General features: G+C 72.2%; 7 protein-coding genes. 6 read left to right on the top strand and 1 reads right to left on the bottom strand.

The window, feature by feature from the left end; all coding sequences use genetic code 11:
- Positions 1-31: 31 nt before the first annotated feature.
- Positions 32-2794 (top strand): preprotein translocase subunit SecA, encoded by a 2763-nt coding sequence (gene secA, locus ACFVYI_RS36965; RefSeq protein ID WP_387893769.1) that lies wholly within the window; start codon positions 32-34, stop codon positions 2792-2794.
- 305 nt (positions 2795-3099) lie between these two features.
- Here the strand turns inward: secA and ACFVYI_RS36960 are convergent, their stop codons facing one another.
- Complete coding sequence (locus ACFVYI_RS36960) at positions 3100-3624, bottom strand: Rv3235 family protein (RefSeq protein WP_387893767.1); 525 nt, start codon at positions 3622-3624, stop codon at positions 3100-3102.
- Positions 3625-3974: 350 nt separating this feature from the next.
- On the opposite strand from ACFVYI_RS36960, the gene ACFVYI_RS36955 reads away from it, so the two are divergent.
- From ACFVYI_RS36955 to ACFVYI_RS36935, 5 genes are all read left to right on the top strand, one after another.
- Positions 3975-5036: a patatin-like phospholipase family protein gene (locus tag ACFVYI_RS36955; RefSeq protein WP_387893765.1), complete on the top strand. Its 1062-nt coding sequence runs from the start codon at positions 3975-3977 to the stop codon at positions 5034-5036.
- Positions 5037-5257: 221 nt separating this feature from the next.
- Positions 5258-5767, top strand: coding sequence for a DUF6912 family protein (locus tag ACFVYI_RS36950; RefSeq protein WP_387893763.1), 510 nt, complete (start codon positions 5258-5260; stop codon positions 5765-5767).
- A gap of 101 nt (positions 5768-5868) precedes the next feature.
- A complete protein-coding gene (locus tag ACFVYI_RS36945; RefSeq protein WP_387893761.1) occupies positions 5869-6525 on the top strand; it encodes an HAD family hydrolase in 657 nt (218 codons plus the stop codon).
- Positions 6526-6691: 166 nt separating this feature from the next.
- Positions 6692-8317 (top strand): L-glutamate gamma-semialdehyde dehydrogenase, encoded by a 1626-nt coding sequence (pruA, locus tag ACFVYI_RS36940; protein WP_387893796.1) that lies wholly within the window; start codon positions 6692-6694, stop codon positions 8315-8317.
- Positions 8318-8600: 283 nt separating this feature from the next.
- Positions 8601-13550: an NAD-glutamate dehydrogenase gene (locus ACFVYI_RS36935; protein ID WP_387893759.1), complete on the top strand. Its 4950-nt coding sequence runs from the start codon at positions 8601-8603 to the stop codon at positions 13548-13550.
- The last annotated feature ends 119 nt before the right edge of the window (positions 13551-13669 follow it).

Here is a 13669-nt window from a genome sequence, read left to right as displayed (position 1 = left end):
CAGTGCCAATACAGGCAAGGAGCCCGCCCAAGTGTCCGTCTTCGACAAGATCCTGCGCGCCGGCGAAGGCAAGATCCTTCGCAAGCTGCAGCGGATTGCTGCCCAGGTCAACTCCATCGAAGAGGACTTCGTCAACCTCACCGACGCCGAGCTGCGCGCGCTGACCGACGAGTACAAGCAGCGGATCACCGACGGTGAGTCCCTGGACGACGTCCTCCCGGAGGCGTTCGCGACCGTTCGCGAGGCCGCCCGGCGAGTGCTCGGCCAGCGGCACTACGACGTCCAGATCATGGGTGGCGCCGCGCTGCACCTCGGCTACGTGGCCGAGATGCGCACCGGTGAGGGCAAGACCCTGGTCGGCACCCTGCCCACGTACCTCAACGCGTTGACCGGCAAGGGCGTGCACCTGATCACCGTCAACGACTACCTCGCCGAGCGCGACTCGGAGTGGATGGGCCGGGTGCACCGCTTCCTCGGCCTCGAAGTCGGCGTGATCCTGGGCAACATGACGCCCGCCGAGCGCAAGCGCCAGTACGCGATGGACATCACGTACGGCACCAACAACGAGTTCGGCTTCGACTACCTGCGCGACAACATGGCCTGGTCGAAGGACGAACTCGTCCAGCGCGGACACAACTTCGCGGTGGTCGACGAGGTCGACTCGATCCTCATCGACGAGGCCCGCACCCCCCTGATCATCTCCGGTCCGGCGGACCAGGCGACCAAGTGGTACGCCGACTTCGCCAAGCTGGTGCAGCGCCTGAAGATCGAGCGCGACTACGAGGTCGACGAGAAGAAGCGCACCGTCGGCGTGCTGGAGGAGGGTGTCACCCGGGTCGAGGACTACCTCGGCATCGACAACCTCTACGAGTCGGTGAACACCCCGCTGGTCGGCTTCCTGAACAACGCCATCAAGGCCAAGGAGCTGTACAAGCGGGACAAGGACTACGTCGTGATGAACGGCGAGGTCATGATCGTCGACGAGCACACCGGCCGCATCCTGGCCGGCCGTCGCTACAACGAGGGCATGCACCAGGCGATCGAGGCCAAGGAGGGGGTGGAGGTCCAGAACGAGAACCAGACGCTGGCCACCATCACCCTGCAGAACTTCTTCCGCCTGTACGACAAGCTCTCCGGCATGACCGGTACCGGCACCACCGAGGCGGCCGAGTTCCACCAGATCTACAAGCTCGGCGTGGTGCCCATCCCGACCAACAGGTCGCCGCTGCGCATCGACCAGCCCGACCTGATCTACAAGTCCGAGCCGGCCAAGTTCGCCGCCGTGGTCGAGGACATCGCCGAGAAGCACGAGAAGGGCCAGCCGGTGCTGGTCGGCACCGTGTCGGTGGAGAAGTCCGAGTACCTGTCGCAGGAGCTGCGCAAGCGCGGCATCCCGCACGAGGTGCTGAACGCCAAGCACCACGAGCGCGAGGCGCAGATCGTCGCGCAGGCGGGCCGCAAGGGCGCCGTGACCGTCGCCACCAACATGGCCGGCCGTGGTACCGACATCATGCTCGGCGGCAACTCCGACCACCTCGCGGCGGCCGAGCTGGCCCAGCGCGGCATCACCCCGGTGGACACCCCGGAGGAGTACGAGGAGGCGTTCCCGGCCGCGCTGGAGAAGGCCAAGGCGTCCGTGAAGGCGGAGCAGGACGAGGTCAAGGAGGCCGGTGGCCTCTACGTCCTCGGCACCGAGCGGCACGAGTCCCGCCGGATCGACAACCAGCTGCGCGGCCGCTCCGGCCGTCAGGGCGACCCGGGCGAGTCCCGCTTCTACCTGTCGCTCGGCGACGACCTGATGCGCCTGTTCAAGGCCGGCATGGTCGAGCGCGTGCTCTCGATGGCCAACGTGCCCGAGGACGTGCCGATCGAGTCGAAGATGGTCACCCGCGCCATCGCCTCGGCGCAGACCCAGGTCGAGCAGCAGAACTTCGAGATCCGCAAGAACGTCCTCAAGTACGACGAGGTGCTGAACCGCCAGCGCGAGGTCATCTACGGCGAGCGCCGCCGCGTGCTGGAGGGCGAGGACCTCCAGGAGCAGGTCGGCCACTTCATGGACGACACCGTCGAGGCGTACGTCAAGGCGGCCACCGGCGAGGGCTTCGAGGACGACTGGGACCTCGACAAGCTCTGGACCGCGCTGAAGCAGCTCTACCCCGTCACCCTGGACCTGGAGGAGCTGGAGGAGGAGGCCGGCGGCACCGCCGGGCTCACCCCGGAGTTCCTCACCAAGGTCATCCAGGAGGACATCCAGGCGCAGTACGGCGCCCGCGAGGACCAGCTCGGCGCGGAGATCATGCGCGAGCTGGAGCGTCGGGTCGTCCTCTCGGTGCTGGACCGCCGCTGGCGCGAGCACCTCTACGAGATGGACTACCTCCAGGAGGGCATCGGTCTGCGGGCCATGGCGCAGCGCGACCCGCTGGTCGAGTACCAGCGCGAGGGCTTCGACATGTTCACCGCGATGATGGAGGGCATCAAGGAGGAGTCCGTCGGCTACCTGTTCAACCTGGAGGTCCAGGTCGAGCAGCAGGTCGAGGAGGTGCCGGTCGAGGACGCCGAGGTGCTGCTCGACAAGCTGGAGAAGGACGCCGCCCGCCCGGAGATCAAGGCCAAGGGCCTGGAGGCCCCCAAGCCGCAGCGGCTGCACTACACGGCCCCCTCGGACGAGGTCGGTGGCGGAGTCGTCGAGGGCGACTTCGAGGACCTCGCGCCGGAGGACGAGGGCGACGGGTTGACCCGCGCCGAGCGCCGCAAGGCCGCGAAGTCGGCCAAGGGCCGCCGCCGCAAGAGCTGAGGCGGGGCCGGCCGGCCCGGTCCGCCGCCACGCAGGGCGCCACTCCCGTACGGGGGTGGCGCCCTGCGCCGTTGCGGCGGCGCCCGTGGCCACTGCGGCGCCCGAGTCCACCGCGGGATCCGCGGCCCGGGTGGCTCCCGCGGCCCGTGCGGCCCCGGTGGCGCCGCTGCGGGCATGGCCGGGGGCAACTGCCGCGGGACCGCTGCCGGAGTCCGCCACGGTGCCCCTCGGGAGCCCCGTGACACCCGCTGCGGCGCCCGGTGCGGTGCCGGCCGGGCGCCGCGCGAGGATCGTGCCGGGCGGATTCACCGGGCCTCCACGGCGGTGCACTGCCACTGCCCGGCCCGCCCGCGCAGCTCCAGCCGGAACGCCACCATGTGGTGCCGGCTGCCGAGGTCGACCCGGACGCAGGCCTCGATCGCGTCGGGCGAGGGCGATCTGTCGTGCACCGGCCCGAGCCGGGGCCGGTCGGCGGCGCCGCCGCGCCGCAGGATGCCGATCCGGACGAGCGAGGCGAGCTGGCCGTAGCCGTCCAGGCTGGTGTGGCGCATCAGCTGGCCGGACGGCCGGGCGCCGGTCAGCACCTCGACCAGCTGGTGGGCGAAGCGCGTGCTCAGCCCGGCGTGGAGCCCCGGGTCGGCGGGGGCGACGCAGGCCGTCCGGGGGTGGCGCGGGCGCCGGCCGCCGGGTGGGCGGTGGCCGGCCCGGGCGGTGGCGTGCGGGCGGTGCGGGTGGGCCGACGGCAGGGTGGATCGGCCCGGGTGGCCGCCGGGCGGCCCGGCGGGCTGCTGGGCGGGCTGCGGAGCGGCGGGGATCGGGCAGGTGGTCACGGGGCCCTCCCGGGGCGGCTGGTGCGGGTACGGACGGGTCCTTGGTAGCCCGGCACCGAACGGGGTGGCAAGCAGGTGGGGCCCCTTCGGCGGGCCTGCCCGAGGTCTCACCTATCCGGGTGAACCGCCCAGTGCGCCAAGGGTCGGCGCGCCCGTCCGGAGGGCGCCCGGTTGACGTGCGGGGGCCAGCGGAAAGGCCCGAAAGGGGACGCTCCGGGGCACCGGGACGGGTGGCGCGGCCCCCCGGCGCGACGTTGCGCCGGCGGGCCCTCGGCGCGCAGGATCGGATCCGGACCGGGCATCGCGGAGGACGGACGACGACAGCGCCCCGACCAGGACAGGCGGCCGGCATGACGACATGGGTAGCGCGGACACCGGCGTCGGCGGCGCCGCCCGCCGACGCCCGGCCCCGGCGCGGACTGGTGCTGGGCGGCGGCGGCATGCTGGGCGCGGCCTGGACGGTCGGCGCGCTCTGCGCCGTCGAGGAGGCGGCCGGCTGGCGGCCGGGCGGCGCCGAGGTGCTGCTCGGGACGTCGGCGGGCGCGATCCTCGCCGCGATGCTGGCCGGCGGTGTCCGCACCGACCAGCTCCGCGACCACCAGCGCGGTCTGCCGATCGCGGCCGGCCCGCTGGCCGGGGTGGCCTTCGACTACGAGACGGCGGTCGGCGGCGCCCTGCCCCCGCGGCCGCGGGCCGGCATCGGCTCGCCGGGCCTGCTGCGGGACGCCGTCCGCCACCCGCGCGAGTACCCGCTGCTGACCATGGTGTCGGCGATGGCACCGCACGGCCGCGGCTCGCTGGAGCCGGTCGGCGAGCTGGTGCGCGGCCTGCTGGGCCCGGGCGGCTGGCCGGACGGCTCGGCCCTTCGGGTGGCCGCGGTGGACTACCGCGGCGGTCACCGGGTGGTCTTCGGCGATCCGGACGCGCCGGCCGCCGCGGTCGCCGAGGCGGTGATGGCCTCCTGCGCGATCCCCGGCTGGTTCGCCCCGGTCCGGGTGAACGGCTCGGCGTACGTGGACGGCGGCTGCTGGTCGGCGACCAACGCCGACCTGATGCTCGGCCGCGGCCTGGACGAGGTCTACGTGCTCGCTCCGATGGCACTGCGGCTGCACCCGCGCGGGCGCGCCGAGCCCGGCCGCGGCACCGTGGCGGCGCTGCGCGAGTGGCGCGCCCGGGACCGCCCGCGCGGGGTGCTCGCCCAGCTGGTCGGCCGCTACCGCCGCGCGGTGACCCGGCAGCTGCTGCGCGAGGCCCGGCTGCTGCGGGCGAGCGGCGTCCGGGTGCACCTGCTCGCGCCGACCCTGGCGGACCTGGCGGTGATGGGCCCGAACATGATGGACCCGGCCCGCCGCGGCGCCGTGCTGGAGAGCGCGCTGCTGACCAGCCGGGCGGCCCTGGGCGGCGTGCGGTGACCCGACCCGGCGCGCGGGGCGGGCGGGCGCCGGCCCGCGGCGCGCACCCGCTGCGGAGCGGTGGCGGGACGGTACCCGCGGCACCGTCGGACCGCGGCGCGGTGCGGGTGCCCGGCGCAGGGCCGCGGGCGGGCGTGAGCGCGTGATCACGGATGCCGCCCCGGCGCTTATTCTTGGGGCGCTGGAAGCTGTGCCGCTGGACGAACCGGAGAGTGCCACCGATGCGCGTGTACGTGCCCACCACCCTGACCGGCCTGGCGGCGGCGCACCCGGGCGGCGCCCTGGAGCAGTCCGCGGCGTACGCCGTGACCCCCGCACTGCGCGAGTGGTACGTCAGTGACGACCTGGAGGAACTGGAGTACGCGGCGCTGAACCGGGCCGCGCAGTCCTCGCTGCGGCTGCTGGCCGCCGACCCGGACGCGCCGCGCCGCCGGGTGGTGGTGGCGCTGGACGTCGCCGACTCGGCGGTGCAGCCGTTCCCCGGCGACGAGTACCAGGACCAGGCCTCGCTCGGCCGGGTGGTGCTGGCCGGGCCGGTGCGGCTGGCGAAGGCGGCCGCGGTGCACGCGGACGTGGCCGACCAGGACGTGGTCGCGGACGTCGAGGCGGCGGTCGCGGCCGTCGCGGCGGCCGACGGGGGCGACCAGGACGCCCAGTTCACCGTGGACGGCGCCGAGGACCACGACCTGCTGTGGTTCGCCACCCAGGAGATCTCCGCACTGCTGGCCTGACCGGGGCCGACGCGCGCCGACGCGGGCCGGGGTCCGCGCCGGGGCCCGTCGGGAACCCCCGTCCTACCGGGTTGTCGGTGGCCGGGGTTACCGTTCCCTGCGTGCGCACTCATATCGTCTGGGACTGGAACGGCACGCTCTTCCACGACATGGAGGCGGTGCTCGGCGCGAGCAACGCCGCGTTCGCGACCGTCGGCATCGAGCCGATGACCATGCAGGAGTACCGCGAGCAGTACGAGATCCCGATTCCCCGCTTCTACCAGCGGCTGCTCGGCCGGATGCCCTCCGAGGCCGAGTGGCTGCGGCTCGACGACGCCTTCCACGACCGCTATCTGGAGCTGAGCACGGCGTGCGGGCTGACGGACGGCGTGCTGGAGCTGCTGAGCGGCTGGCGGGAGGCCGGGCACAGCCAGTCGCTGCTGTCGATGTACGAGCACCACAAGCTGCTGCCGGTGGTCGACGGGTTCGGCCTGACCGGACACTTCCTCCGGGTGGACGGCCGCAGCGGCCCGTCCGGGGGCCAGAAGGCGGAGCACCTGACCAGGCACCTGGCCGCGCTCGGCGCGCATGTGGACCCGGCCCGCACGGTGCTGATCGGCGACGCCGCGGACGACGCGCTGGCGGCGCTGAGCGCGGGTGCGCACGCGGTGCTGTACACCGGCGGCTCGCACACCCGGGGGAAGCTGGAGCCGGTCGGCGTCCCGGTGGTGGACAGCCTGGCCGAGGCCGTTGAGCTGGCCGGGCGGCTGGCGGGCTGAGCCGGTCCCGGGGCGTCGCCCGCCCTCGGGCGGGCCACCGCGCCGGGCGGTGCGGGCGTGTCGCGAACCACGTCCACCGGTGGCGTGTCTGAGCGGGCGAACCGGCCCGCCGCTCGTCAGTCTGGATTGACGCCAGGCCACCACGACGAGCGGAGCCGCCATGCCCATCGACGCAGTCACCCAGGTCCCGACCCCGGGCAACGAGCCGGTGCACGGCTACGCGCCGGGCAGCCCGGAGCGGGCCCGGCTGGTGCGCCGGCTGGACGAGCTGGCGGCCGAGCAGATCCCGCTGCCGATGACCATCGCCGGCGAGCAGCGGTTCGGCGGCGGCGAGCGGATCGACGTCGTCCAGCCGCACCACCACGCGGCCAAGCTCGGTGTGCTCGGGAACGCCACCCGGGAGGACGCCCGGGCCGCGGTGGACGCGGCGCTGGCGGCCGGGCGCGAGTGGCGCGGGCTGTCCTTCGACGACCGGGCGGCGGTCTTCCTGCGCGCCGCCGACCTGCTGGCCGGGCCCTGGCGGGAGACGCTCAACGCGGCCACCATGCTGGGCCAGTCCAAGACGGCCCAGCAGGCCGAGATCGACTCCGCCTGCGAGCTGATCGACTTCTGGCGGTTCAACGTGCGGTTCGCCCGCGAGATCCTGGCCGACCAGCCGATCTCCTCGCCCGGGGTGTGGAACCGCACCGACCACCGGCCGCTGGAGGGGTTCGTCTACGCGATCACCCCGTTCAACTTCACCGCCATCGCGGGCAACCTGCCGACCGCGCCCGCCCTGATGGGCAACACCGTGGTCTGGAAGCCGGCCCCCACCCAGACCCTCGCCGCGCACTACCTGATGCGCCTGCTGGAGGCCGCCGGCCTGCCGCCCGGGGTGATCAACATGGTGACCGGCGACGGGCAGCAGCTCTCCCAGGTGGCGCTCACCGACCCCGCCCTCGCGGGACTGCACTTCACGGGCTCCACCGCCACCTTCCAGTCGCTCTGGCAGACCGTGGGCGCCAACATCGGCGGCTACCGGACGTACCCGCGGATCGTCGGCGAGACCGGCGGCAAGGACTTCCTGCTCGCCCACCGCTCGGCCGACCCCGAGGTCCTGAAGGCCGCGCTGGTCCGCGGCGCCTTCGAGTACCAGGGCCAGAAGTGCTCGGCGCTCTCCCGCGCCTACCTGCCGCGCAGCCTCTGGCAGGCGATCAAGGACGACTTCCTGGCCGAGGTGGACGCACTGGCCGTCGGCGACGTCACCGACCTGTCCAACTTCATGGGCGCGCTGATCGACCGGCGGGCCTTCGACAAGAACCGCGACGCGATCGAGCGGGCCAAGGGCGACCCGACGGTGGAGCTGGCGGCCGGCGGCCAGTACGACGACGCGATCGGCTGGTTCGTCCGCCCGACCGTGCTGGTCTCCTCCGACCACCGGGGCGAGATCTTCCGCACCGAGTACTTCGGCCCGATCCTGGCCGTCCACGTCTACGAGGACTCCCGCTGGGAGGACGTGCTGGGCCGGGTCGACTCGGGCGCGCCGTACGGCCTCACCGGTGCGGTGATCGCCCAGGACCGCTACGCCATCGCGCAGGCCGTGGAGGAGCTGCGCTTCACGGCGGGCAACTTCTACATCAACGACAAGCCGACCGGCGCGGTGGTCGGGCAGCAGCCGTTCGGCGGCGGCCGGGCCTCGGGCACCAACGACAAGGCCGGTGCCGCGCAGAACCTGCTGCGCTGGACCTCGGCCCGGTCGATCAAGGAGACCTTCGTCCCGCCGACCACGTATGTTCACCCGCATATGGGCTGATGGCGAACACGGCGGGTCGGATTGGACATGGTGTCCAGGACGGCGGGATCTTCCTCCAGGATTGCGCCTCCCTGTCCCCTGACACCTTCGAATCCTCCCGTTAGGCTGGCTGGCGTCGTCGGGTGGCTGCAGGCCGAACGTCTCGTCCTACCCGCTGCGGAGGTGTTTCATGCGCGCCATGGAGACCTTTCAGCCGGTTGGTGCGGCAGGATTGCGGTGGACCCGGCGGTGATCCCACACACCACCGAGTCACGCAACGGCGCGCGACAGGAGCCAAGAAGTCATGCAGACCAAGCTGGACGCAGCCAAGGCCGAACTGCTCACGAAGGCAGCAGCAGCCGCTGAGAACAGCCAGGTGGGGGGAGCGGCGCCGGGGGAGGGTCTGAGCAACGGCGCTCTGACCGCGTACCTGCACCACTACTACCTCCACACCGCGCCCGAGGACCTGGTCGACCGCGACCCGGTCGACGTGTACGGCGCGGCAGCCTCCCACTACCGCCTCGGCCTCAAGCGCCCGCAGGGCACCGCCGAGGTCCGCGTGCACACCCCGTCGGTGGAGGAGAACGGCTGGTCCTGCGGCCACACCGTGGTCGAGGTCGTCACCGACGACATGCCGTTCCTGGTCGACTCGGTCACCAACGAGCTGTCCCGCCAGGACCGCGCGATCCACATCGTGATCCACCCCCAGCTGGTCGTCCGCCGTGACATCACCGGCAAGCTGCTGGAGATCCTGGACATCGACGCCTGCGCCCGCAGCCAGGCCGCCGGTGCCGAGTGGCCCGCCGACGCCGTCGTCGAGTCGTGGATGCACATCGAGATCGACCGCGAGACGGACCGCGAGGACCTCCGTTCGATCGAGACCGACCTGCGCCGCGTCCTGGGCGACGTCCGCGAGGTCGTCGAGGACTGGACGAAGATGCGCGAGTCCGCGCTGCGTCTGGCCGACGAGCTCGCCGAGGAGCCCCCGGCCCACCTGCCCGAGCAGGAGGTCGGCGAGGCCTGGGAGCTGATGCGCTGGCTGGCCGACGACAAGTTCACCTTCCTCGGCTACCGCGAGTACGACCTGGTGGAGCACGAGGGCGAGGAGGTCCTCAGGGCCGTCGCCGGCACCGGCCTCGGCATCCTGCGCTCCGACCCGCTCAGCCACGACGACGACCACCACCCGGTCAGCGAGGCCTTCGGCCGGCTCTCCGCGCCGGTGCGCGCCAAGGCCCACGAGAAGAAGCTGCTCGTCCTCACCAAGGCCAACAGCCGCTCGACCGTGCACCGCCCGGCCTACCTCGACTACGTCGGCGTGAAGAAGTTCGACGCCAACGGCGAGGTCGTCGGCGAGCGCCGCTTCCTCGGCCTGTTCTCGGCCGCCGCCTACACCGAGTCGGTCAGCCGCATCCCGGTGGTCCGCCGCAAGGTCCAGGACGTCATCCTCAGCTCCGGCTTCTCCACCGAGAGCCACGACGGCCGCGACCTGCTGCAGATCCTGGAGACCTTCCCCCGGGACGAGATCTTCCAGACCCCGGCCGAGGAACTGCTCCAGATCGCCACCAGCGTGCTCTACCTCCAGGAGCGCCGCCGGCTGCGGCTGTTCCTGCGCCAGGACGAGTACGGGCGCTACTTCTCCGCGCTGGTCTACCTGCCGCGCGACCGCTACACCACCCGCATCCGGCTGCGCCTGATGGACATCCTGATGCAGGAGCTCAACGGCGCCTCGATCGACTACACGGTCTGGTCGACGGAGTCCGTGCTGACCCGTCTGCACTTCGTCGTCCGGGTCACCCCCGGCAGCGAGCTGCCGCACCTCACCGACGCCGAGATCGAGCGGATCGAGGGCAAGCTCGCCGAGGCCGCCCGGTTCTGGATGGACGGCTTCAACGACCAGCTGCACCTGGAGCTGGGCGAGGAGCGGGCCGCCGAGCTGTCCCGCAAGTACGGCAACGCCTTCCCCGACGGCTACCGCGCCGACTTCACCGCGCGCACCGCCGTCGCCGACCTCAAGCAGATCGAGTCGCTGCACGGCGAGGGCGACTTCCGCCTCAACCTGTACCAGCCGGTCGGCGCGGGTGACGACGAGCGCCGGTTCAAGATCTACCGGGTCGGCGGCCCGATCTCGCTCACCGAGGTCCTGCCGGTCCTGCAGCGCCTGGGCGTCGAGGTGCTCGACGAGCACCCGTACGCGCTGACCCGCTCGGACCACACCACCGCCTGGGTCTACGACTTCGGCCTGCGGCTGCGCGAGGCCGTCGAGCTGACCGACGAGGCGCGCGACCGCTTCCAGGAGACCTTCGCCGCCACCTGGACCGGCAAGGCCGAGAACGACGGCTTCAACGAGCTGGTGCTGACCGCCGGGCTGACCTGGCGCCAGGCGATGATGCTGCGCGCGTACGCCAAGTACCTGCGCCAGGCGGGCTCCACGTTCTCCCAGGACTACATGGAGGACGCGCTCCGCAACAACACCCACACCACCCGGCTGCTGGTCAACCTCTTCGAGGCCCGGCTGAGCCCCAGCCACCAGCTGGGCGCGGCCGAGCTGACCGACGCCATCCTGGAGGAGCTGTCCGGCGCGCTGGACGAGGTCGTCTCGCTGGACGAGGACCGCATCCTGCGCTCCTTCCTGCACCTCATCAAGGCCACCCTGCGCACCAACTTCTTCCAGCACACCGGTGAAGCGGGCGCGTGGCACTCCTACGTGTCGATGAAGTTCGACCCGAAGGCGATCCCGGACCTGCCGGCCCCGCGCCCCGCGTTCGAGATCTGGGTGTACTCGCCGCAGGTCGAGGGCGTGCACCTGCGCTTCGGCAAGGTCGCCCGCGGTGGTCTGCGCTGGTCGGACCGGCGTGAGGACTTCCGTACCGAGATCCTCGGCCTGGTCAAGGCGCAGATGGTGAAGAACACCGTCATCGTGCCGGTCGGTGCCAAGGGCGGTTTCGTCGCCAAGCAGCTGCCGGACCCGTCGGTGGACCGGGACGCCTGGCTGGCGGAGGGCATCTCGTCCTACAAGACGTTCATCTCGGCGCTGCTGGACATCACCGACAACCTCAAGGGCGGCGAGGTCGTCCACCCGGCCGACGTGGTCCGCCACGACGAGGACGACACCTACCTGGTCGTCGCCGCGGACAAGGGCACCGCGACCTTCTCCGACATCGCCAACGGCGTCGCCGAGTCGTACGGCTTCTGGCTGGGCGACGCCTTCGCCTCCGGCGGCTCGGCCGGCTACGACCACAAGGGCATGGGCATCACCGCCCGCGGCGCCTGGGAGTCGGTCAAGCGCAACTTCCGCGAGCTCGGCCACGACACCCAGTCCGAGGACTTCACCGTCGTCGGCATCGGCGACATGTCCGGCGACGTCTTCGGCAACGGCATGCTGCTCAGCGAGCACATCCGCCTGGTCGCCGCCTTCGACCACCGGCACATCTTCCTCGACCCCAACCCGGACGCGGCCACCTCGTACGCCGAGCGCCGCCGCCTCTTCGAGCTGCCGCGCAGCTCCTGGGACGACTACGACAAGTCGCTGATCTCGGCGGGCGGCGGCGTCTTCCCGCGCACCGCCAAGTCGATCCAGCTGACCTCGCCGGTGCGGGCCGCGCTCGGCATCGAGGAGAGCCGGCTCACCCCGGCCGAGCTGATGAAGCGGATCCTCCAGGCGCCGGTCGACCTGTTCTGGAACGGCGGCATCGGCACCTACGTCAAGGCCTCGACCGAGACCAACGCCGAGGTCGGCGACAAGGCCAACGACGCCATCCGGGTCAACGGCGAGCAGCTCCGGGTGCGGGTCGTGGGCGAGGGCGGCAACCTCGGCTGCACCCAGCTCGGCCGCATCGAGTACGCGGCGTCCGGCGGCCCCCAGGGCGCCGGCGGCTGGATCAACACCGACGCCATCGACAACTCGGCCGGTGTGGACACCTCGGACCACGAGGTCAACATCAAGATCCTGCTCAACCAGGTGGTCGCCGACGGCGACATGACGGTCAAGCAGCGCAACCAGCTGCTCGCCGAGATGACCGACGAGGTCGGCCACCTGGTGCTGCGCAACAACTACGCGCAGAACGTGGTGCTGGCCAACGCCGTCGCCCAGGCGACCAGCATGGTCAACGTCCACTCCCGGATGATCAACCGCCTGGAGCGCGACGGCCGGCTCGACCGGGGCCTGGAGTTCCTGCCCACCGAGCGGCAGATCCGCGACCGCCAGCAGAACGGCCGCGGCCTCTCGCAGCCCGAGCTGTCGGTGCTGCTCGCCTACACCAAGATCACCCTGGCCGACGAGCTGCTCGCCACCGAGCTGCCCGACGACCCGTTCTTCCGCACCGCGCTGCACGAGTACTTCCCGAGCGCGCTGCGGGCGCGGTTCGCCGAGGCGATCGACAACCACGCGCTGCGCCGCGAGATCATCACCACGCTGATCGTCAACGACACGATCAACCGCGGTGGCTGCACCTTCGCCTTCCGGCTGAAGGAGGAGACCGGCGCCACGTACGAGGAGATCGCCCGGACGCACACCGCCGCGCGGGCCGTCTTCGGCCTGGAGCAGATCTGGTCCGAGATCGAGGCCCTGGACAACCAGGTCCCGTCCGGCGCCCAGACCACCATGCGGCTGCACTCGCGCCGACTCGTCGAGCGGGCCACCCGGTGGATGCTCAACAACCGCCGCCAGCCGCTCGACATCGCGGCCACCATCGAGTTCTTCCACGACCGGGTCGGCCAGGTCTGGGGTTCGCTGCCCAAGCCGCTGCGCGGCGAGGACCTCGCCTGGTTCGAGTCGGTCTACGGCGAGCTCGCCGCGGCCGGTGTGCCGGAGGAGCTGGCGGGCCGGATCGCGGGCCTGTCCTCGACCTTCCCGACCCTGGACATCACCGAGGTCGCGGACCGGTCCGGCAAGGACGTCGCCGAGGTCGCCGAGCTCTACTACGACCTCGCCGACCGCCTGCAGATCACCCACCTGCTCGACCGCATCATCGAGCTGCCGCGGACCGACCGCTGGTCGTCGATGGCCCGCGCCGCCATCCGCGAGGACCTCTTCGCGGCCCACGCGGCCCTGACCGCCGACATCCTGGCCTGCGGCCCCGAGGGCGCGACCCCCGAGGAGCGGTACACCGCCTGGGCGGAGCTCAACGCCACCCTGCTGAACCGCGCCAAGAGCACGCTCGACGACATAAGGGGTTCGGACAACTACGAGCTGTCCAGCCTCTCGGTCGCGATGCGCGTCATCCGCACCCTGCTCCGCACGGGTTCGATGCGCTGAGCACCGCAAGCCAGGGCCCGAGCGGCGGGGCCCGGGCGTGGGGCGCGGGCCCCCCGCCGCGTAACGGGGCCGGGGGGGGCCTATGCCCCGGTGGGGGGGGGTGCGGGCCCCGAGCGGAG

The organism is Kitasatospora sp. NPDC058218, assembly GCF_042882445.1.
In the GTDB taxonomy this organism is placed as follows: Bacteria; Actinomycetota; Actinomycetes; order Streptomycetales; family Streptomycetaceae; genus Kitasatospora.
Note: the sequence above shows the minus strand (reverse complement) of the source record. Positions and strands in the feature narration are given on the sequence as shown.

Excerpts from the sequence above, each read along its gene's own strand:
- ACFVYI_RS36955 (WP_387893765.1), top strand. The coding sequence starts at position 3,975 with ATGACGACATGGGTAGCGCGGACACCGGCGTCGGCGGCGCCGCCCGCC.
- ACFVYI_RS36950 (WP_387893763.1), top strand. The coding sequence starts at position 5,258 with ATGCGCGTGTACGTGCCCACCACCCTGACCGGCCTGGCGGCGGCGCAC.
- ACFVYI_RS36935 (WP_387893759.1), top strand. The coding sequence starts at position 8,601 with ATGCAGACCAAGCTGGACGCAGCCAAGGCCGAACTGCTCACGAAGGCA.